General features: G+C 53.4%; 14 protein-coding genes, 1 tRNA gene and 4 pseudogenes. 9 read left to right on the plus strand and 10 right to left on the minus strand.

Annotated elements, in window-relative coordinates:
* Positions 1 to 159: 159 nt before the first annotated feature.
* A complete protein-coding gene (gene gabD / locus AO240_RS16580; RefSeq protein WP_099237500.1) occupies positions 160 to 1,602 on the minus strand; it encodes an NADP-dependent succinate-semialdehyde dehydrogenase in 1,443 nt (480 codons plus the stop codon).
* A gap of 371 nt (positions 1,603 to 1,973) precedes the next feature.
* On the opposite strand from gabD, the gene AO240_RS16585 reads away from it, so the two are divergent.
* The 5 genes and pseudogenes from AO240_RS16585 to AO240_RS16605 all read left to right on the plus strand — a co-directional run.
* Positions 1,974 to 2,050, plus strand: a tRNA-Arg gene (locus AO240_RS16585).
* 154 nt (positions 2,051 to 2,204) lie between these two features.
* A pseudogene (locus tag AO240_RS16590) lies at positions 2,205 to 3,412 on the plus strand (DUF927 domain-containing protein); the annotation flags it as partial.
* A gap of 91 nt (positions 3,413 to 3,503) precedes the next feature.
* Positions 3,504 to 4,448: a chromosome segregation protein SMC gene (locus AO240_RS16595; protein WP_099237502.1), complete on the plus strand. Its 945-nt coding sequence runs from the start codon at positions 3,504 to 3,506 to the stop codon at positions 4,446 to 4,448.
* Positions 4,411 to 4,599 (plus strand): hypothetical protein, encoded by a 189-nt coding sequence (locus AO240_RS16600; protein WP_099237504.1) that lies wholly within the window; start codon positions 4,411 to 4,413, stop codon positions 4,597 to 4,599. Before AO240_RS16595 ends, AO240_RS16600 begins: the two co-directional genes overlap by 38 nt.
* A 66-nt stretch (positions 4,600 to 4,665) precedes the next feature.
* A pseudogene (locus AO240_RS16605) lies at positions 4,666 to 4,872 on the plus strand (histone-like nucleoid-structuring protein, MvaT/MvaU family); the annotation flags it as partial.
* Positions 4,873 to 4,919: 47 nt separating this feature from the next.
* Here the strand turns inward: AO240_RS16605 and AO240_RS16610 are convergent.
* Complete coding sequence (locus AO240_RS16610) at positions 4,920 to 6,452, minus strand: IS66 family transposase (RefSeq protein WP_099237506.1); 1,533 nt, start codon at positions 6,450 to 6,452, stop codon at positions 4,920 to 4,922.
* Between the two features lie 18 nt (positions 6,453 to 6,470).
* Positions 6,471 to 6,830, minus strand: coding sequence for an IS66 family insertion sequence element accessory protein TnpB (gene tnpB / locus AO240_RS16615; RefSeq protein ID WP_256585970.1), 360 nt, complete (start codon positions 6,828 to 6,830; stop codon positions 6,471 to 6,473).
* 99 nt (positions 6,831 to 6,929) lie between these two features.
* Between tnpB and AO240_RS28995 the strand changes: the two are divergent.
* A pseudogene (locus AO240_RS28995) lies at positions 6,930 to 7,079 on the plus strand (histone-like nucleoid-structuring protein, MvaT/MvaU family); the annotation flags it as partial.
* A gap of 190 nt (positions 7,080 to 7,269) precedes the next feature.
* Here AO240_RS28995 and AO240_RS16625 read toward each other — a convergent pair.
* Entirely contained in the window at positions 7,270 to 8,049 is a 780-nt protein-coding gene (locus tag AO240_RS16625; protein WP_099237510.1) for a hypothetical protein, read from the minus strand.
* An 86-nt stretch (positions 8,050 to 8,135) separates the two neighbouring features.
* Positions 8,136 to 10,823, minus strand: a complete 2,688-nt coding sequence (locus tag AO240_RS16630; protein ID WP_099237512.1) for a TrlF family AAA-like ATPase — start codon at positions 10,821 to 10,823, stop codon at positions 8,136 to 8,138.
* 478 nt (positions 10,824 to 11,301) lie between these two features.
* On the opposite strand from AO240_RS16630, the gene AO240_RS16640 reads away from it, so the two are divergent.
* Complete coding sequence (locus AO240_RS16640) at positions 11,302 to 12,669, plus strand: FRG domain-containing protein (protein ID WP_099237516.1); 1,368 nt, start codon at positions 11,302 to 11,304, stop codon at positions 12,667 to 12,669.
* Positions 12,670 to 12,792: 123 nt separating this feature from the next.
* Here AO240_RS16640 and AO240_RS16645 read toward each other — a convergent pair whose 3' ends face one another.
* Positions 12,793 to 13,446, minus strand: coding sequence for an NYN domain-containing protein (locus AO240_RS16645; RefSeq protein ID WP_099237517.1), 654 nt, complete (start codon positions 13,444 to 13,446; stop codon positions 12,793 to 12,795).
* A 1,199-nt stretch (positions 13,447 to 14,645) separates the two neighbouring features.
* Between AO240_RS16645 and AO240_RS16650 the strand changes: the two genes are divergently transcribed.
* On the plus strand, positions 14,646 to 14,897 hold the full coding sequence (locus AO240_RS16650; protein WP_099237519.1) for a hypothetical protein: 252 nt from the start codon (positions 14,646 to 14,648) through the stop codon (positions 14,895 to 14,897).
* A gap of 420 nt (positions 14,898 to 15,317) precedes the next feature.
* Here the strand turns inward: AO240_RS16650 and AO240_RS16655 are convergent, their stop codons facing one another.
* Positions 15,318 to 16,415 (minus strand): lysozyme inhibitor LprI family protein, encoded by a 1,098-nt coding sequence (locus AO240_RS16655; RefSeq protein ID WP_099237521.1) that lies wholly within the window; start codon positions 16,413 to 16,415, stop codon positions 15,318 to 15,320.
* A gap of 82 nt (positions 16,416 to 16,497) precedes the next feature.
* A complete protein-coding gene (locus AO240_RS16660; protein ID WP_099237522.1) occupies positions 16,498 to 17,364 on the minus strand; it encodes a hypothetical protein in 867 nt (288 codons plus the stop codon).
* A 412-nt stretch (positions 17,365 to 17,776) separates the two neighbouring features.
* Between AO240_RS16660 and AO240_RS16665 the strand changes: the two genes are divergently transcribed.
* Positions 17,777 to 19,801, plus strand: a complete 2,025-nt coding sequence (locus AO240_RS16665) for a methyl-accepting chemotaxis protein (RefSeq protein WP_099237524.1) — start codon at positions 17,777 to 17,779, stop codon at positions 19,799 to 19,801.
* A 96-nt stretch (positions 19,802 to 19,897) separates the two neighbouring features.
* On the opposite strand, the pseudogene AO240_RS16670 reads toward AO240_RS16665, so the two are convergent.
* Together AO240_RS16670 and AO240_RS16675 are read right to left on the minus strand one after the other, a co-directional pair.
* Positions 19,898 to 20,484, minus strand: a pseudogene (locus AO240_RS16670) (hypothetical protein).
* The gene (locus AO240_RS16675; protein ID WP_099237526.1) at positions 20,481 to 21,053 is read right to left on the minus strand and encodes an RNA polymerase sigma factor; all 573 of its coding nucleotides are present in this window, start codon (positions 21,051 to 21,053) and stop codon (positions 20,481 to 20,483) included. The pseudogene AO240_RS16670 and the gene AO240_RS16675 overlap by 4 nt, the downstream one beginning before the upstream one ends.
* Positions 21,054 to 21,356 lie beyond the last annotated feature (303 nt).

Below are 21,356 nucleotides of genomic sequence, written 5' to 3' on the forward strand. Positions count from 1 at the left end.
GGGTGGCGTGGTCCAAGGAATACGTGGCGGGGAGGCAACTACGGCAGCATGCGATGATCGACTGCCACAGCTTTCCCGGCCACTACGAATAACGTTTTGAAACACGCAAAGGGTCAGCGCTCTCGTGCCCTCTGCGTTTGCAGCCATGCCTTGCCGAGCTTAGATACTCAGGCAGAGGTATTTGATTTCCAGGTAATCCTCGATCCCGTACTTGGAGCCTTCACGGCCAAGGCCAGACGCCTTGATGCCGCCGAACGGCGCCACTTCGTTGGAGATCAACCCGGTGTTGACGCCGACCATGCCGTATTCCAGGGCTTCCGCCACACGGAACACACGGCCCAGGTCGCGGGCATAGAAGTAAGACGCCAGGCCGAACTCGGTGTCGTTGGCCATCGCGATCACATCAGCTTCGTCTTTGAAACGGAACAATGGCGCCAGTGGCCCGAAGGTCTCTTCCTTGGCCACGGCAGCGTTTTTCGGCACGTCCACCAAAATGGTCGGCTCGAAGAAATTGCCTTCCATCACCTTGCCACCGGCCAACAACTTGGCGCCTTTGCTCAGGGCATCAGCGATATGTTCCTGCACCTTGGCCACGGCTTTTTCGTCGATCAGCGGGCCCGTGGTGGTGCCGTCTTCCAAGCCGTTGCCGATCTTGAGTTTGGCCACCGCCACCTTGAGTTTTTCAGCGAACGCGTCGTACACCGAATCCTGAATATACAGACGGTTCGCGCAAACGCAGGTCTGGCCGTTGTTGCGGTACTTGGAGATGATCGCGCCCTCAACGGCCTTATCCAGGTCCGCGTCGTCGAACACGATAAACGGCGCGTTGCCGCCCAATTCCAGCGAGACTTTCTTGATGTCCTTGGCGCATTCAGCCATCAACTGACGACCGATTTCGGTCGAGCCGGTGAACGACAACTTACGTACAATCGGGTTGCTGGTCAGCTCGCCACCGATGTCGCCGGCGCTGCCGGTGACCACACTCAGCACACCTTTCGGAATGCCGGCACGGTGCGCCAGCTCTACCAACGCCAAGGCCGAGAACGGGGTTTGCGAAGCCGGTTTGATAACCATCGTGCAACCGGCAGCCAACGCCGGGCCAGCTTTACGCGTGATCATCGCGGCCGGGAAGTTCCACGGCGTAATCGCCGCCGTCACGCCAATCGGCTGCTTGATCACGATCAAACGCTTATCGGGCTGATGGCCAGGAATCACATCACCGTAGATGCGCTTGGCCTCTTCAGCGAACCACTCGATAAAAGACGCGGCGTAAACAATTTCACCCTTGGCCTCGGCCAGCGGCTTGCCTTGTTCAAGCGTCATCAGGCGACCGAGATCGTCCTGGTTTTCGATCAACAGCTCGAACCAACGGCGCAGCTTATTCGCGCGCTCCTTGGCCGTCAGCGCACGCCACGCCGGCAGCGCCTTGTCGGCGGCCTCGATGGCGCGGCGCGTTTCAGCAGCGCCCATCTTCGGCACAGTGCCGAGAATCTCGCCGGTGGCAGGGTTATTAACCTTGATGGTTTGACCGCTGTCCGCATCCACCCAAGCGCCGTCGATAAAGGCTTGTTGGCGGAACAACTGAGTATCTTTGAGCTGCATGTCGGCTTTCCTTAACAGCACCGCGCGCACGCGGAGCGAATTAGAGTTGTAGAAAGGCGCCTTGTGGGCTGCCGTCAGGAAAATCAGCCCCAGCACGCGAAGGTAAGGTGAACAGCGCGCGGGAGACAAAGCGTTTGAAATCTCAAACGAATCCTAGGATCAATGGGGGTACAGGGCAATAGTCTGTTCGAAAAAAAGAACGAAAGCGCCGACTTTGCCATTGCTTTTTGATCAGCATTGCGAGGTCGGGTTGCATCGCAGTGATCAGCGGTCACCGGCGCAGGGCCTTCGCGGCGCTTTTTCCTACCTGCCAACGCGGAAAAACCAGCATGGACGCCCAAGGGCGACATGGGTATGATGGCGCCCGCAAAGCATCCGTAGCTCAGCTGGATAGAGTACTGCCCTCCGAAGGCAGGGGTCGTGGGTTCGAATCCCGCCGGGTGCACCATATAGCAGTCTAGACCTGTCTCAGACAGTCTACGAAACACCCCAAGAAGCCCGCCCCGTGCGGGCTTTGTTGTTTCTGGCTATTCATTCCTCGCCCATCGCCCGGTAACTTCCCGCGTTGTAAGCGACAACGCTTTGCTTCTGCCCGAACAGACTTTGCGGAACCTCCGCTGAACCTGCTGGCGCATGATTCCGGCGGTTTCCATCGCCACGGCGACAGTTCCGGGGAAAGACCACCCACCTGCAAATTGCTGCCTCGGTTTATAGCCGACCGCGCCTGGTGCGTTCGTGGCGCTCCACGGATAACGCCCTGGAGTCCATCGCCGCCGCACACTCAGACGATCTCCTGGTACTGGATGAAATCGGCATGTGCGACCCGCGCATTATTGGCGAGACGGTTTACATGCTCGGTAACGACACCGGTAAGGCCCGGGCGAATGATCGAGGACAAGCGGGCCGACAGGTGCAGGAGTGGCGCTTGCTGTTTCTCTCGACGGGCGAGAAGACGTTGGCACAGCACATGGCGGATGCCAACAAGGAGCTGAAAGCCGGTGTGGAGGTACGCATGCTCGCCGTGCCTGCGGACGCGAGCAAAGAGCTCGGCATGTTTGATGTGCTGAACGGTTTTGAGGATGCAGCCGCCCTCTCCGATGCGCTCAAGGCCCGAGTAGCCAAATATTACGGCACACCCCTCACCGCCTTCTTGCATGCACTGTGCGTGCCTGGAGAAATGCTCAGGTGGTCGGTGATCGTTCGCCGCATGGTTGAGCAGTTCATCACCCAAAACCTGCCCGTGTCGGCCTGCGGGCAGGCCCAGCGCGCCGCTCTTCGCTTTGGCCTCGCAGCAGCGGCCGGAGAGTTAGCTACCGCCTTTGGTGTTACCGGCTGGCCGGATGGCACAGCCACGACCGCCGCTCGGGTGTATCTGCATGCGTGGCTGGCCGAACGTGGCGGCGCCGGTAACTTCGAAGGTGATGCGATTTTGGCGCGGCTGCGTCAGGTCATCGAGCGCTTTGGAGAAAGCCGCTTTACCCGCTAGGAATCTGCCGCCGCCAAGATCGATGAACACGGCCCACGCACGATTGATCGGTTGGGCTTTCGTAAGACGATGGAACACGGCATGGGCGACGCCCTGCACACCACCAACACCTACTACGTTCTGCCTGAAGCCTGGAGGGCCGAGATCTTCAAGGGCATGAATATCAGTGCGGTGAACAAGGAGTTGCTGCAACGGGGCGTGCTTGAGCCGGGAAGTGACGGCAAGGCGTATAGCTTGATCCGCCTGCCCGGATTAGGACCTCAACGCTGCTATGTGGTGAAGACCGTTCCAGGAACGGATGAAAGCGAGGCCAAGGCCGCCTGACGGCAAGCCTGCTGATCGAGGTAGCGCCGGCTTTTTCCCGGTCTCGCCAGCCACTCAACCAACCCCAATCGAATTGAACAGAGACAACAAAATGAACGAGATTCAAGACCTGAAAGACCGTCGCGACCAACTGCTGGCCGAGGCAAAACGACTGCACGCCGAACTGTTGCCCCCTGAGGCCGCGCTGGAAAGTGAAGAACCCATCGAACCTGATCGGAAACGCGAATTACGGGACAAGTACAACGAGCTGAAAAGGAACTTCGATTCGCGCAACAACAATGCCGACCTTCTAAATCGGAAGATCAGTCGCCGTGAGAACTTAGCCAATTGCGATTCCCTGATGGCGGGTTACGTCGAGGTGATGGATAACTGGACCGCTGATGAGCAGGAGCTAAACGAAAAGCGGCAAAGCCTCAGCACCCGCCTGGCACAGATCCAACAACAGGCAGTTGAGGACATGGCCAAAGCCCGTCAAGCCGAAACGGACGCAGCCACTGCGTACGCGCAGGCCGTCGCATGGGGCGACACCGAAGGCGAGGAGACCGCCAACGCCGACGCACAAAAGGCCGCGAAGAATCTTACAGCGGCCGCCGAGCATAACCGTCGGCAAACACTGATGATGACTGCCCTGCAACAGGAGCTGGTCACCGTAGATAAATACATCGCCGAAGCCCAAGAAAAGCATAAAGGGATAGAACGCACCGCCCTCTGGCTCTCGCAGACCGTACTGGAGGAGAAATGGAACGAGGCCGCAAAAACGTTGTTCGATGTAGGCGGAAAGCTGTGGGCAAACTACAACCTGCTGGGGCTTGACCACGTGGGGCTTATGAAACTGGCTGTACCAGAGCAAGGCGAAAATCATGGGCAATGGACATGGCACGAACTAATCGACCGCTCTTATCAATATAGCGCGAGAGACTTAGTGCAGCTCGGCGATCTGCCGATACTGCAACAGCCTGAAGACATGAGCAACCACGACCAACGCAAGGATGACCTTAATGACCAAGCCAGTACAGAACAACGCGAGCTGGCCTGACACGCTCAAAACTCGTCAAAGCCACCTGAATGCCCTGCTGAAAACCATCGGTGCGCGCTTCGGCAAAAACAGTCAGATACAAGCGCTAACCATCAGAGCGATTAAAGCGGAAATGGCACATATTGAAAGCCAACTGAATCGTCGAAAATAGTGCTGAATTTGTAACCAGCACACTATTCTAAAAATCACGCATGACCTCGCACAGCAAAGGAAAAAAATGTCAAAACTCGCAGAATATCGTCAGCTAGAAAAACATCTGGCAGAGCAAATTCAGGCATTAGAAGTATTGAAAGCTTATGATGGGCTGAAGAAAGAAATCGAGTTCGAAACGAAGCTGCGCAAGCTCCTCGATCACTATGGCTTCAGCCTAAAGCAAATCATCAATCTGCTGGATCCACACTTCACGGCACGTCGCCAAACTGCAGCGTAAGCGCTCCATAAACCCCACCAACTTCGAGATGGGTAACGCGCTTAGCTGAGCGACACCGGCGAGCAGTTCCACGGCAACAGCGCTTCGTAATCTTCAACCGTGGTAGCCATTGGCAGCCGTTCTAGTGCGTGGCGCAGCCACGCATAGGGCTCTTGGCCGTTGGCTTTGGCGGTCTCGACCAAGCTGTAAAGTTGAGCACTGGCCGTCGCGCCTTTGGGAGTGTCGCTAAACAACCAGTTCTTTCTTCCGATGACGAAGGGCCTGATCGCGCGCTCGGCAGCGTTATTGTCGATTGGCAGATAGCCTTCCTCGACATACCGGTCCAGTTTTTTCCAGTTACTTGCCAGATAACCGATGGCCTTGCCCAGGGCGTTCTGAGACGTAACTTGTGGCTGAGTCTTTTCCATCCAGCTTTTTAACTGAGCCAACACTGGCAGACTCCGATCATGACGGCCGGTTTTACGATCGCCGTCGCATGCATCCTTCAGATCACGCTCTATGCCATAGAGCTTGTTGATCAAGTTCAGCGCGATGTCCGCACGTCCCGTCTTGCCTTTCGGCTGTACTTTTTGGGCTTCAACAAACTTGCGACGAGCATGCGCCCAACAACCTAGCCGTTCTATCCCACCTTGCGCGCTCAGTGCGTTGTAACCGGCGTAATCATCGGTCATCAGATAGCCGCGATAACCTTCGAGCAGGCGCGTCGGTACCTCCTGCGCGCGGCTGGTGGAATAGTCAAAAAGTATCACTGGTTTATCTGGCGGGCCGCCGGTTTGCACCCACATCCAGGACTGGCTGCCTGGGTCTCGGTCAGGCTCTTTCAACACCTGTACCCGTGTTTCATCGCAGTGGATAACACTGCCGCCCAACAGGCTATCGCGCATTAAATTCAGCAGCGGCTGGAAGTGTTCACCGCACTGGATAACCCAGCGTGCCAAGGTCTGGCGCGGGATATCCACGCCATGGCGGCTCAAGACTTTTTCGAAACGGTGAAGCGGTAGTCCATCGACGTACTTGGTGGTCAGCAGCATCGCCAGAACACTTGGGCTGGCTATGCTTTTTTCAATCAGTTGGGCCGGCTTGTCAGCAGTGATCGGCGCCGCCTCGCAGTCGCGGCAGCCGTAAACTTTGCGAACGTGTTTGATCACACGGATCTGCATCGGCACGATTTCAAGCTGCTCGCTGACTTCTTCGCCAATCGTGTGTTTGCGGCAGCCGCAGACGCACGTCAGTTCATGTTCGGGAAGTTCGTGAATGATCTCAATGCGCGGCAGATCGGCGGGCAGTGGCTTGCGTTTGCCGCGGCGCTTGATTGGCGCAACAACTTCTTCATCTGAGCCTTCGTCCACAAGCTCGACGACGCTTTCTACTTCATTGAAGAGGGCCAGTTGCGGCGTTGCCGCATCAGCTGTTTGCTCGGACTTACGTCCGAACAGGCGCTGAAGCAGCAGGGCATTTTGCTCTTCTAGCCGGACAATCTTTCCCTTATCCAGCTGACGCTCGTCGAGCATCTGCTCAAGCATTCGCTTGAGCAGAACGGGATCATCTGGAAGATTTTCGGGCAAGGAATTCATGCCCTGGATTATACCGAATCAGGCTACGAATCGCGGCGTCAAAACTTGATGAGGACGGTTGCGCCAGAGGTCAAAGCCATCGAGCATCCAGTTGAGTTCCTGGACGGTCAGAACGATCGCCTCGTCGGTGGCGTCAGGCGATGTTTTGAATCGTTCGGACTCGAGACGTTTGAGCCAAAGACAGAAGCCGTTTCGCTCCCAATATAAAATTTTCACTCGGTTGCGGGGCTTGTTGAGGAAGACGAAAAGCACGGGGTCGAATACAGCGACTTTAATGTCCAGCTCAACCAGCGCAGGCAAGCCGTCGATGGATTTTCGGAAGTCGACCGGCTTGGGGTACAGATACACTTTTTCGACTTTGGCATCGGGTCGCATCATGGCGAGCTGGCTCCTGAGGGAATCGGGAGCACAGCATCCAACATCAGCGAAGCGCTTTGAATGTGGGGTTTATGGAGCGCTTACACTGCAGCTCCGGCCGCCAGCACACGCAAACCACTCAAACTCAAGATCTATAAGAACCCGAATACCGGCGAAGTCATAGAAACCAAGGGTGGAAATCATAAAGTTTTGAAAGACTGGAAAGTAGAATACGGCTCTGATGTCGTCGAGGGATGGCTGAAGAACTAAGGTAGCCTCATCTGAAAAAGGGCCCAGCAGGGCCCTTTTTAATAACGACGCTTGACTCAAAATGAATAATTTCGAAGTTAGCTCACAGCTGCCTAAAGAAGATTCAATAGTTGTAACTTTCTACTGCAAAGATTAAAAACCGCTTTCGGCATAGAGCAGACCCTAGAAGCCTCTACCAAACTGGGAAAATTCAATTAGCATCATCCAGCTTTAGCTCAAACTCTATAGGGGCGCTTCTCAGCAACTGCCCTGGCCCTGGACCAAACCGTCTTGGTATTGTCTCTTCCTCTAATGACTTTGACCAAATATCTCGAATTTTGGCAGAGTCAATTTGCTGGGTATTTTCTGCAATCGTGATAAATCTTTTGATTAATGCTGCGATTATAGCGTATGAAAGAGATATTACATGGGGAAGCACTCTAAAGCCGCTTTCGGAAAATCCATCATAGGCAATTTTGTTGTCTCTGCCGAGCAGATAACTTTTGGTTATAGCGCTGTATGTCCTATGCGTGTACTTGCTGAGGTCACTATATAGGCCACTTAAGTTCTTAGCTTCACCCTCACATTTAAAATTTTTTATAAACTCTCTGAAAACCCTGTGGGGAATTACTTCATTGCTATACCACTTCCCAAGCTCTTTTTTTGCTCTATCACCAGCCAAAAAAAAGTAGGCTGATATATCCATAGTCTCTACCGCGTCACGAAATAGACGCGAGGCAATTCTATGCCTCTTTTCTTCTGTTAATTTCAAGGCGTCCACTAGAGCTTCTAGGGCATCTATTTGTATAAGCCAGATTGCTTTTTCGAGAGATTGTTCATCTCGATCAAAGTGCATATCTTTTTCAGCATAGTGAGACTTTATTAACAACAAAACTTTAAAAGCCTCTCGATGGAACTGCTCTTGCCCCTCATATTCATAGGGTTCATTCCATGCATCCTCTGTGTCTCTTTCCCATACAAAACTCGGCATAATCATTATCCATGAAGCTAGCTATAGATAGCTGACACGCCATTTCGCGATTCTGATCGCCGTGGCGTGCCGCATATAAAAATATTTTAAAGTGCAACACCGTATATTTTTGCTCTACGCGTAAAGGCTTCACGCGCGCCTTCTAATATCTTGCACGCAGACTCACGAGCTATCGAATCATCGATAGAGCCTCTAGAAACAACTTTGCTTTTGTCGCTGGTGCTTTTAAGGACAATCAACTGCTCGGCATCTCCCAATACTGCAATATTTGCATTATGCGTAACAATTATAACCTGGCGACGCTCTTTAGCCCTCCGCAAAACCGGAACAAACGTTTGAACAATAAATTCACTATCTAAGTTATCCTCTGGTTGATCAATAATTAGCGGACGAGTGCTATCTGAGGAGAGTATTAGGGCCAAAAGAACTGACTGCTGTTGGCCAAGCGAAAGCTGAGCAAAGTCCCGTTGCACGAATTTTGTGGCATGACCATCATCTATCTGTCTGGACACAGTCAGCTTTGGCACGTCATCAATATCGCATTGCTCGAGAGCGTACTTCACTGAAGGTTCTTTGAGCTTCTCAATGATGTCATTGGCATCGCTGGTAGAAAACATTTTTATACCAGGGCTGACCTCAACATTGGTCAATTTAGAAACTTCACGCTTCGATACAACGGCCAATAATACGGGAACTGTAAGGCTTTCAATAAGAGCACGAGCCTTTGATTGGCTTGAGGTTCGCCAACCCATCGCTCCAGAAATAATTCCAACAGCCGCTTGAGAATAGCAGCCATCCATATACTGCAGTTTCACCTTCAGATCAGAGAGAACCTCATCCAACGCCCTAGATGCCTTGATTGCGTAAGCTTGACGTAAATTAGATACCACTTTACGACTGGCCCACCGATGCTTTAGGGCAACAGAGTATTCAGACTTTAGCTGCTCTAGGTAAGGCACCCACTTGTTCAGCTTTTCTAAGTATGTCTGAAGAGTACTTTCCTCCGTAGCAAGCTTAGAAATGTATGCCATATCAAGTTTAATACCCTGCGCTTCCAGAGCATTCCTTTTAACATCAATCTCATCACGAATTGGTCGCTCTTTAAGCGTCCAACTTTGCAAAGAGTCGGAAACCAACCGTAGAAGGCTTTCGTATGCTACAGATATCGTTTGGTGTGCAGCACTAGTATCAGTGGAAAAATTTTCTAATTCGCTAGCTATTCGTCTAGCCTCGTCCACACCGACAACGATTCCCCCGTCACGAACGATGCCTTCGATAGCACCCACAAGTTCTATAACAGGATTTTCTGATATCAATGCTTTCAGCTCAACAAGCTTTTCATTAATGCTTACTCTCTTAGACTTTTCAGCGGACAGACTTCGCTGCAACTTTATTACGTCTTTTCCCTGAGCTGCTTCGAAAGCTGCTAACTGCTGTCTGGCCACCACCAAATTCCGCTGCGCCTGAGGAATAAGCTCGACATTAGCTTGAGCTTTTATTATTTTTTCGCTTATATCTGACAATGATTTTATTGCAGCTTGTTCCTCCACGAGGGCATCTTGAACACGCGTAAATTTATCAAGATACTTGAGTAACGCCAGAGGGTCGGTTCTGCTCTGTTCTCTGACGTTTCCCGCTTCACCTTGACCGAAACAATCGAGGTCAAACTTTATAGGGCCCTCCATTGCATCGTCCAAATTTTCAAGACTCCCACCTATAGGTCGAGCAAGAGAATGACGCTGACCAGCTTCATCCTGCCAAAAAAGATGTAGCTGCTGAGGCCATACTTCCGAATCAATCACTTCGGCTTCCGACTCAGCTCCGGTCAGGCAACGAACTGCTTCAAATGCAGTGGATTTGCCCGACCCTCGGCCGCCAATTATACAATTCAGATTGCTACTAAAATGAATCTTTTGGCCTGTTAAAAAACCACCATCAATAGAAACACCTAATACAAATGGCGTAGCTGTAGGAACTTCATCTTCTAGACGAACCCTTGAGTCACATTCTTGTAAGGCATGGCGCAACCCTTGAAAAGTGGGCTCTGTCATTTTATAACGTGTTAACTTTCTTGCTTGTGCCGCATTTCTACCTAAAACATTCAAAGTATGAGAGTCGGAATTCAGCACCCTCGCTAAATATTGCCTAGCGCCTAACCCTAACTTCTCAATCCTCTGGCTACCAATTTGAACACGTACTGGCTCAGGGTCGCCTAGCGCGTAGGAGATTTGCGACTCAGCACTTTTTAGCTCTATACCGAGTAATGCAGAATGACAAATAATATCGACTTTGTGGGGCGAACCACCGGGACGGTTAGACTCCAGCCCATTGCCACCATCAACATGCGCAAGTATACAGAATCCGCCTAACGATTTAGCGCTATCTAAACATGCCAACATCGCGTCACTACATCTACTATTTGCAGTTCCACGATCTGCAAGATTCAGCCTGCCGTGAAATTGCTGTAGAGCTTCTAACGTAGGGAAATAACATAACAAATGTCCTTCCGGCGTTGATAACTCCACGGCGGGAACCACCAGAACCCCCGCCTCCATTCCTGCAACCATTGTTGCGTGGACATTACTAATTTCATTGTGATCCGCAACAGCAATGAGAGCTAAATTCTCCCGCACTGCAGTTGCTACGATTCCCGCCGGGCTCATATCGATATCATTAACGTCGTGGGACGCTTGATAAGAGTGTATATGAAGGTCACCACGATAGAATTGAGCACCATTCGGGTGAGATAAACACTCTTGCAAAACTTCGTTCATACGAGTCCTTGTTTATATCAATTATTATGTTTATTTCAGTCCATCGTGGTGAAGTCGATTGCGACACGATTGAGAATCATACCCAAATGAGGCCTGACAAGTGAATCTCTGCCCACCTGCCCAAAATCGGCTTGGTCACGTTTCCGAAAAGTGAAACTGATTCCTTTACCGGCCATTTCATTTTTCAAACCGTATTCGTACCTGAAAAAAAAGTATATGGCCACTTCTTTACACGCGTCCTTGTGCACATAGAGAGCTTGCTTTTAATTTCGCCAATGCGGCTTAGAAGGCCGATGTGAATGGCCCTCCTGACTTAGGCGGCTGCAGCAGGCGCTACTCGCCGCTACTGGCCGATTTCCTAGGAGTGTTATCTAGATGAGGGATATAGTTTTGCCATGGCGATCCCCAACGTCGATGAAGGTAAGCTAATGTGGACGTAGGATCGCCGAGTAGCCTAAGCAGGGAAAAGGGAGAGGGCATGGAAAAGCTGCATTGTGAAACACTTGAAGAGCTTAGCGTGGCTATCGAACGATACGGACCAGGGGTTCTTTACAGAGGGCAGACGAAGCACTACCTCGGTTCCGATGGCCTACCCTCACTGACGACCTCTTTTCAACGTCAGGGCTGTGTGCCCGACCTAATGATTAAGTGGACCTATTACGCAAAGAAGGCACTGCGACACCTAGTACATGGATGGCAAGACTCTGACGATACAGCCACCAACCAAGCGATCCTACAGCATTATGGGTTTCGCTCATTCTTCCTTGATGCATCCGGTGATCCACGTGTTGCCGCTTGGTTCGCAAGCCATAGATTTGAGTCAAAAATCGGAGTTAACTTGGTTGAAGACTGCTTCGAAGATCCGGTCTGGCTTCGCACACTCAACGCATGGTTTGTACCAACCGAGGATGTAGGTCACCTCTACCTGATAAGCCAGAAGTCGCTTCGCCGGTCTGGAATTCAGGCGGTTCACCTTTCAGAAATCGCAACAGGCGAAGGAGCGCCGAGATACGTGCGACAGGATGCGTACATGGTTGGCCCTTTGATCAAGAATGGCCTAAGTGGTGATTGCATTCTTTGTCATATCACTGCTCCAGCAAATATTCTGCACAAATTCGCGGAAGAGTGTAGCGCCGGCTGGCTATTCCCCGAGCCTTCGGATGATCCTGTTTATCGCGAGTTGTTGGCGATGCCATGGGAAAAAATGCGAAACGTCCCGAACGCAGGCCTCGAAGCATTCCGGCGATCACTGGAACTCCCAGAGTATTCCTCGCACCTGCAAAAGCACATGCCGCCTCGGAGCGCGATGTATCGGCCATTCTGGACTAGGGATCTACCGCCTCCGCCAGAAGGTCAGACCGCTACAAGCATGGTGCAGCTTCTATGCAGTAGCTCCTTGTATCATGGCGTTAGTGTGCCTCGTCTCATCCTACCGGAGATCAACAAACTGCTTGAGGAGTACGACGAGATCTCTATCGAACTTGATGGCCTTGTATACCATGGGATGGGCACACAATATGCGAAGGGTGTGGGAATCGTGAAGATGCCCGAAAGTATTGTTTGTGTATTTGAGTATGGCATCGATCATCCCGGGCTGCGGATCATGGGCTTCGGGCGATTCTATGGGTTGCATTATCGGATCGATGGCGATGGTCGTTGGAAGCGTGTTGCACATGAGGAGGACTGCACTTGCGGAACGGATCACACTGAAAATTTCAGCTTACTTGGCAGGATCGATATTTCGCTCAAAGACAAATGGCTGGAATATGTCGAGCCCGGTCTATATGTTCAAAATGGTGTTAATCCTACTTCTGATCCACGAGCCACTTGGGGAGAACCCTACTAGAGGGTTCAAGTGGGCATTGAAAGCAGGTATTTAGAGTATTTATCGTCGTCGCATGTATTAGCTGGTGCGTAGATAGGAAACTTTAGATAAAAGCCGCTTTTCAGCGGCGTATCGCATGACTACTCACCAGCTTTTGGGCTTTTCAAGCTGCTCACCAGTGCTTGTTATAACTGGATCGGGGAACTGTGATACGCCCAGGTAGGGGCTTAGGTGACGTACGAACGTCGCCAGCTTTTCCAAGCCTTTTGCAGGTTTCGCCACCGGAGAAAGCAGCGTCAAAGGAAGTTTTGCGTCTTCCACTACAATTCTTAATGGCTCACATAGATCAGTATCGTTGGTGATCACCACGGCATGCTCCATCTTTCGGAGCAAAGCATCCCTCACGAGGTGAACACCAAGATTCACGTCAGAGCCCTTTTCTTCAACCTTCACAACCGACACGAATTTCGGTGTGGGTAGCGGTTGAGTCTTGAGCTTAGGACTAAAAACTAGGGGTTGAGTTAGGTACATGAGCTTGTCAGAGACCTGGAAAGATCCAAAATGTTGAGATAAGCCAGGAATAGTAGCGAGAGCCTTAAGATATATATGCTGATCTTTTGGCGAAGACGGGTCAATTCTCCCCGAAATTCGTGCGGTATAGAAATTTATCCCTATTATTTCGCAATCTTTAGGCAGCGATGCTTCACAAAGAGCCATCAAATTCAGCCATTTGAAATTGGTTTTTTTGAGTGCTCGGTAGTAGAGATTAAAGCCATCCACATAAATAATTGTCTTCATGTGCCTCATGCGTCCATTGCAGAATGCAAAAAGCCCCGAAATTTTCATTCCGGGGCTTCTGGGCCCACGGCACGCCGTGGGTTAGTTGATGTGGGGGATAATAGTAATAGCTGCCGTCCATGTCAACCAGATTGACAAGAAATTTCATGACCAATGTCGCTCATCTCCCCTTGCGTGTAACCACGATATGGGGCGACACCTTGAAGCCTTGGACAGCTTTTGCGCGATCCGAGAAGCAGTCTGTTGCCGTGCCGCCAGAGATGCAACGGCCTATCCACTAGCGCGACGGTCCTGCTCACTAATCTGAGCCAGCCACACAGGGACAAACGCATCACAGAGACAATGCGGAGTCACCGAATGCGGTACATAGCTGCGCCCGGCGAAAGCCTAAGCGCCAACTGCAGCATCTGCTGCTCCACCCAGCCTGCGCGCATTCGGCTATCACAACCAACAGCCCTCCTGGCCTCGCTTTTCCGAGGGAGCGCATACTTATTCTCCACCCCATTTAATTTCAGCATTCCACGACGCTTTTCTATTCGTGAGGTAGCTACAAACACTGCGCAGAACACCTCGCGTCCGGTCAATGGCGCCCCCTAATGCGTAACACCGAATGAACGCGTAACACGCTCGCGCAATAACAGGCATAGAAGATGTAACGGCAAATAATTACATATAAATCAATATCTTAACTCGATTCGTAACGAGCGCAACACCCGTAACACGGTTTAAGAAGCCCCCAAGCCCCATTGGCGACTCCTCCTCCAGCGCGGGAGATCGATGATGCAACAGGGTCCCTTCTCGTCATTTCGGCTGGGGGCAAAGGAATACAAAGTCTGCACCAAATGGCCCTCATGAAACTTCCCAGGGACCCTGTCGGTATCCGAGGTACACGGGGCAAAGAACCCGCGCGTCCGTGTTAGCGGATGGATTTTTTAAGTTGGTTGACAGGTTGACGTGGTTGACACCCATCACCATGGTTGACGCCATGCAGGTGTTCACTATCCGCAACAGAGATAGCCACCTTTACCGAAGCTGTAACGATGACCCTTTTTCTTCAAGATCCTTTCAATTTCAACGATTGAAATTTCAGTAACTTCCGGCACCTCCCACTAACTCGATCCCGCGGGTTTCATGCCCCGTGTACTCAGGATATCGTCAGGGTCCCCAGCACCTTTTTCTGCAACCCACCGAGATCTCAGATGAGTAACCTCCAGAACCTAATCGTAAATGCCAGATCCGGCTTAGCTCTCGACGAAAAAATCTCTGATGACGGTTGGCAGGCAACCGCTAAGCAATGTGGTGCCGCTGAGATCGAAGAAATCGAACAGCGTATCGTCAGCTTAAGAGCCGAGTTAGAAACGGTTGAGGAGTGGGACGGAGATACCCAAGATGACATCCACCTAGCAATTAATACCTTCACCCAATTACTGAAGGCCGCGAAAGCACGGTAGTTGTGTTGGTGGCGAAAGGACCACAGGGTTCAACGTGGAGAGGCCATTGAAGAAAGCGAGTCACCCATCGGGATCTAGGTCACGAGGAGCTTCGATGGAGCCTCCCGAAAGAGCGTTAAAGGCGTCAGCACACTGCGCCCTGTATGCCCACGTGTATGCCTAACCGACGCACCACCAAAGAAGCCCAATAAATACAGGCATCTTACCGCCCATTTCAAACGACGCCGGGGCACCATATCGCAGTCTCGGGCTGTCTCAGACAGTCTACAAAACACCCCAAGAAGCCCGCCCTGTGCGGGCTTTCTTGTTTCCAGCTATCCATCTCTCGAAGCAACCGCTCCCCCCACGCCCTAGCCATCGCTGCGCAGCCTGAACAAGCGGCAGCGCTCTTTCTCCGCGCCACACACTCTACACACACCCTCAAGCAGCATGCGGCTCCGGACCAAACTCCAGGCATTCAGACAATGGCGTGAACTCACCTCTACGGCACAGCCATGCCGTTAACAGGCTGTAGCCCGATGACGCTGCGACTATATGGGCTCTGCTTTGCCTGGCTTCTCTGCGTTGTCGCGCCTCTGCCTGCGTTAGCGACTCACCTTTTCTGCGAGCGGTGCCAAACAACGAAAGGATTAACAGCCCCATGACGATGTAGAACACCGACACCAAGGTTAGCTTGGCGATCACGGTCAGTAGGATATTGACGCCGCCTTGGTTGGTTTTCACTGAGGCATACAGGGCATACACGACTGCCAGCAGCACGCCGGTGGCCACACACACTTGGTACACTTCTTTAGGCATGCCTAACCAGCCGCAAACAAGGCCAATGAGCAAGCCGGTGATTGGCACCCCATTAGTTATTGCGGCGTCGGTGTAGTCATTATAGATAGTTGCCTCTTCCCGATGATGGCGTAGTACCGCCCAGCAAGACGCCAGGATTGCCGCCAGCAACGCGCATTTCCATGCGACGTTGCCTGCCTGCTGCCATAGCGATTCTTTCTGTGGCGCCTGACTTGCTGGCGGCGGCGGGGCTGTCTGACGGGGTGTCGGCTGAGCATTAGCAGCCTGCTGTTGCGCGGCCTGTCGGCGCTGTTGAGAAGCCTGTTCTTGGGCTATGTAAGCTTGGTGTTCGCGGCGCGTTCTTTCAGCCTCTTCGGCGTAAGATTTGGCCATTTGCTGCTGCCGCTCAGCCTCCAGTTTTTTGCCTGTTTCGGCGCTTTTAATGTTCTCAAGCGCTTTGATACGCGCACCCAATGTTTGATCCAGGCATTTTTGGGTGGTGCATTGGTCGCGAATAACAAGCCAGTCACGCTGGGATTGGCGAAGCTCATCCGGCTGATCGGTGGCGCTCAGGGCAGCTTTGTAGCGCCCCGCAAGGATGTTATCGACGCCTGACAGGTAACCATCACGGCAAATTTCTTTTTCGGCAAAATTGCCTGCTTTAGTGCAGTCAAAACTGGCGGCCATCGAATGGCTGGCAAGTAACAGCAATAACAGCGCAATCGCGCGGTGAACTAACATTTAGACGATCTCCTGTCTGGCAACCCGAGAATGAATATCCCTGTCACATTCAATGTGCCGGGCTCATAACGGCCCGCTCCGTTTAGCCCCGCACGTCGGCAGGAAAGTAGTCAGGGAGTACGCAACCGGCTTCGCCCGCAATGCACAGCGCGCTGCCTTCATCCATATAGTCTTTATAAGTGCCTTGGCCGATGAATGCGGATGCGTCACCTTGACAGTTGGGACCGTCCTGCCCCTCATCAGCGCAATAGGCAGGTTGACCCTCATATTGAAAGATCACGATTTTGTCTGTGCTTGGGTTGCCCGCGACGGTATGGCTTTCAAGTGTCCGTGTTGGCATTGTGGCAGCGGCATTTTTTGCGCGCTCACGCTCGTTAATACCGGCCACAGCCAAGTCAAAACGGTTGGTCAGACGCTGTATGGACTCAGCCCCGCCTTTGCCCGATTTTTCGAACAGCATCCAAATATAAGTTTCATCAGCAGGGCCGTCGACTAGGTTGATCGTGTGTTGCCCATCCGATACCTGAACACCGAGTAACCCTGTGACGGTGGCCCAACTGCGTAAAAAATGTTTGGGTGCTACAGAAAACAACAGGGCGATGTGTTTTCCACCCGCGAGTTCTGCACGGGCTTCAACTACCTTCATGCCTGTTGCCGCAAAAATTTTGTGGGCTTGCTCAGACTCGACGTAGCGCATGTCCACGTTGGACAGCAACTTATTGTCCTCAAGCGCGTCCTCAAGTTCTCTGCTTGTATCTATCCCCATGCTTGCCAACAGCCGCTCTTGGCGCTCTGGGTCTTGCGCGGTAGTGCCAGTTAGCGGGATCAGATCTTTAGGCGTAAGTTCTTCGACAGCGCTGATTGCATTGTTCGAAATAACATACATGGGAAGGTAAAAAAACAGGCCGAATAGCAACACAGACAGCCAAATTTTAAACAGGGTACGCATTCGCAATCCTTTACGTGCTCGGGGGGGTAGTCCCACCAGGCGTTCCATTCCCAAAGGTCGGGCTGTCAACGCTGGCAGTGACCGTACCCTCAGATTATCGGACGAATGTGCGATAGCTTGAGATCTGCTGAGCATCCCATCCCCAAGACGCCTGATGCAGACCGCCTCCACGCGTGATGCCATTGCGACATCACCGCTCTAGAAAAGATCCTTTCTTATACAAAAATATAAATTTGTACAAGTTTTTATAAAGTATTTAGCATCAACGCCGACACGTTAAATGTAACGTTTAATTTCATACAAACGTTGAAACGCCGAGAAAGCCGAAAAGAGCCAGGCAACCTCGAGAAAATGGACCGTTCTCACCCCAAAAACACAAACAAACCGTCCCATTTCGGGCTGTGAGAACTGCATGAACATCCTTACCCCTGCCGTAAAACTGGCTAACCGCCTGCGCTTTCCCACCAAGTTCGGCTTACTGGCTGTCATCGTCCTGATCCCGCTGGTGATGCTGGGTTGGCGCATCATCCATCAACTCAACGACAGCCTTGAAAATATCAGTTCGGAGCAGCTTGGCCAGCGCTACCTGATGGAGGTGACGCCGGTACTGCGCATGTCCATGCTGCAGCGGGCGCTGACTAACCGGTTGCTGAGTGGTGACCAGACCGCTCAAGCCGACCTGTCTGCCAACCAGGCAAAGCTTGAAGAGGCTTTTTCCAAACTGGCAACCACCGACAGACAATTTAATGTGCAACTGGAAACCGGTGATCGCGTACAGCGGTTGCGGGCAGGTGCAGAGAAACTGATTGAGCAGGCCAAAGGCAATGCCAACCAGGCGAAGATGTTCGACGAATGGAATGATCAACTGACAGAGACGTTGAATTTCGTCTATTTCGTCTCTGCCACGTCCGGGATGGTGCTGGATGAGGATTTCGCATCGCTGTTCATGATCGATCAAAGTACCTTGAGGTTGCCGCGCCAGATCAACATTGTCGGGCAGCTGCGCGGCATGACCAGCGGCCTGCGTGACGGGCAACCGTTGGGCGATGGCAACCGCTTGGTTATCCAGTCGTTGCTCAAGCAAGAGCAACTGATCCGCCTGCAACTGCAACAGAGTCTTAACCTGCTTCGTCGTAAAGAGCCTGTACTCGCCGATAAAATCCAGGCACCGGTGACTAATGCGCTACGCGACCTCGACAGTTTCCGCAGCGACCTTGAAGCCATGGTGGGCTCAACGAGCGACACCCTGAGCGGCGTACAGAATTTGCTGCCCAAGGGTAACGCCGTGGTTGCCGAGCTGTACAAGGCGCAGGACCTTTTGCAAGCTGCTCTGATGGACACGCTTGACCAGCGCAGCCATGAGAAAACCTCTGAACGGTCGCTGATCCTGGGCATGTTTGCCTTTATGGGCTTGCTGCTGGCGTATGCGTTCAGCGGTATCTACAGCGCCATGCGCAGCACCATCAACGCAGTGCTCAACGCCGCGCGGCTGATCGCTCAGGGCGACCTGACGACGCGCCTCACGGTGCAGGGCAGAGACGAGATGGCCGACGTGAGTACCAGCCTCAATCTGATGGTTCAGGCCTTCGCCGACTCGCTTTCACAGGTTGAGCGCAGTTCGCGTTCGGTGTCCGACGCCTCCACGCGCATGGGCTTGTCGATCGATCGCGCCAAACACTCGATGAATGTGCAGCAACAGGAAACCGAGCAAGTGGCAACGGCCATCAACGAAATGACCGCCAGCGTCGCGGACGTCGCGCAAAACACCGAAGGCGCAGCGCATGCCGCCGAGCATGCGCGCCAGGCATCCAACACCGGGCTTGCGATGATGCAAGAGACGCGCGTGACCATTGAGGCGCTGGCCAACGAAGTGCAACTGAGCGCGCAGAAGGTCTCGGCGCTTGCACTGCACAGCCAGCAAATCGGCGGCGTGATTGAGGTGATTCGCAACATCGCCGACCAAACCAACTTGCTCGCACTGAACGCTGCGATTGAAGCGGCGCGAGCCGGTGAGCAAGGTCGCGGGTTTGCCGTGGTGGCTGACGAGGTTCGAACCCTGGCCTCGCGCACGCAGAACTCCACGGAAGAAATCCGTCGGATTATCCAGGAGCTTCAGGTGGCGACCTCGGCAGCCGTGGAACAAATGAAAGCGGGCGAGCAACGTGCGCAGGAATGTATTGCGTCTGCCGACCATGCGTCGAACAGCCTGGATGCTATCAACGATGGGGTTGAGCAGATTGTCGGGATGAACACGCAGATTGCGAGTGCGGCGGTTCAGCAGCACGCCGTGTCTGAAGACATCAACCGCAATGTGACTGAAATTCGTAACGGCAGCGTCGTGCTGATGGAAGGCGTGGAAGACAACGCCATCACGGCTGAAGAGCTTTCGCTGTTGGCCGCAGAGATGCGCACCGTGGTTTCGCGCTTCAAACTGTAGGCAAGCCGCGCAGTGATAGAACACTGATACCCGCCGCTAAAACAGCCCCTGCACCGGCATCCGGTGCGGGGGCTTTTTTGTGCCTGGCTCGCCGCCTCAGCGTTTCAACGCTTCCAACCGCGCCGGCAGGTCTTCGTTGGGAAAACGCTGGTGCAGCGCCAGCAGTTTTTCATCCGCCGCTTTGGTTTGCCCAGCCAGGCGCAGGCTCACAATTTGCTGCAAGCCCTCCTCCAGCGAAGGCGATGCAACCGGGGCGCGCTTGCTGAGTGCTGCCGCGGGCTGATCCGCCAACGACGCGGCGATTTCCGCGTTAGCCGGCGCGCCGTTAACCTGAGGTGCGACGGCCAGCCGGGCCATTGGCGCGGAGAAGGTCGTAGTGGCCAGCTCCGGTTGCGGCACCGGCGAGCGTGTCAGCATGCCAACCATCAGCGCTACGCCTGCGACGGTGGCAAATGCCATTTGCCAGCGCGGTCGACGGCAAGCCAGTAGCCAGCGTTGCCACAGGCTCGGCGGGGGCGCTGGCGCTTCGCGGCGGGGGGGGGTGGGGGGGAAAGCGGCNCTTCGCGGCGGGCGGCGTTGAGGATGAACGCGTCGAGGGACGCAGGCGGTTCGCCGCTGCCGTGTTGACGAAAATGCTGCACGAGCAGGTCGTCGGGGTTTTGGGTGTGTCGGGATTCGGTCATGCGGGTATCTCCTCGGCCAGCAGGCGGCGCAGTTTCTGCTGGGCGTAACGCAGGCGGCTTTTTACGGTTTCCAGCGGGGCGCCGGTGAGCGTGGCGATTTGCGGCACTTCAAGGTCACCGTGCAGGCGCAACAGGAAGACTTCGCGCTGGTCTTCGGGCAAGTCTTGCAACGCGGCATCAAGGCGCGCCTGGTCGCGGCTCAGGCTCAGTAGCTGCTCAGGGCCGGCACTGGCATCGGGCTGAGCGTGCAGTTGTTCGTCGTAGCTGTCGTGCAACGGGTTGTGTAGGCCGTGCTTGCGCCAGTGATCGATCAGCCGGTTGCGGGCAATCTGAAACAGCCACGTACGAAAACTCGCCCGGCCCTGTGGCTGAGTGGCGCTGCGGATCAGGCTGAGCCAGGTCTCCTGGTAAACCTCTTCGGCCAGTTCAACCTTATTGCTCAGCGACAGCAGAAACCGATAAAGGCCCTGGCGGTGCCGCGCGTACAACGCCTCGAACGCCGCACCGTCACCGGCCCGGTAGCGGGAAAGCAGCGACTCGTCGCTGGCTACGTCGTTTGCAGCGAGCATTTCGATGGCTAACTCCTTTATCCGCAGAATCAGGTAGCCAGTGTAGCGCCATGGCGCTGGCTGCTTAGCCTTGTGAATGAATAATCCGCTCACAAGGTAAGACGCAAGGTTTTGAGGGTTCGGGTTAAACGCCGCCGCCTGGGCAGTTTAAAGGTTGAGAGCAATTCTCTGGCTGATGCTTACCGATGCCGCGCTCAACTCTCCAAGACCCTGTGGCGAGCGGGCGTGACGCCTAACTCGCACGCGTCCGGCTTATTGGCTCAGGGCAAACCGGAAGCTGGGCCGCCCACATTACTGTGGCGA

Origin of the sequence: Pseudomonas sp. ICMP 460 (genome assembly GCF_002723595.1) — a bacterium.
Lineage (GTDB): Bacteria > Pseudomonadota > Gammaproteobacteria > Pseudomonadales > Pseudomonadaceae > Aquipseudomonas > Aquipseudomonas kitaguniensis.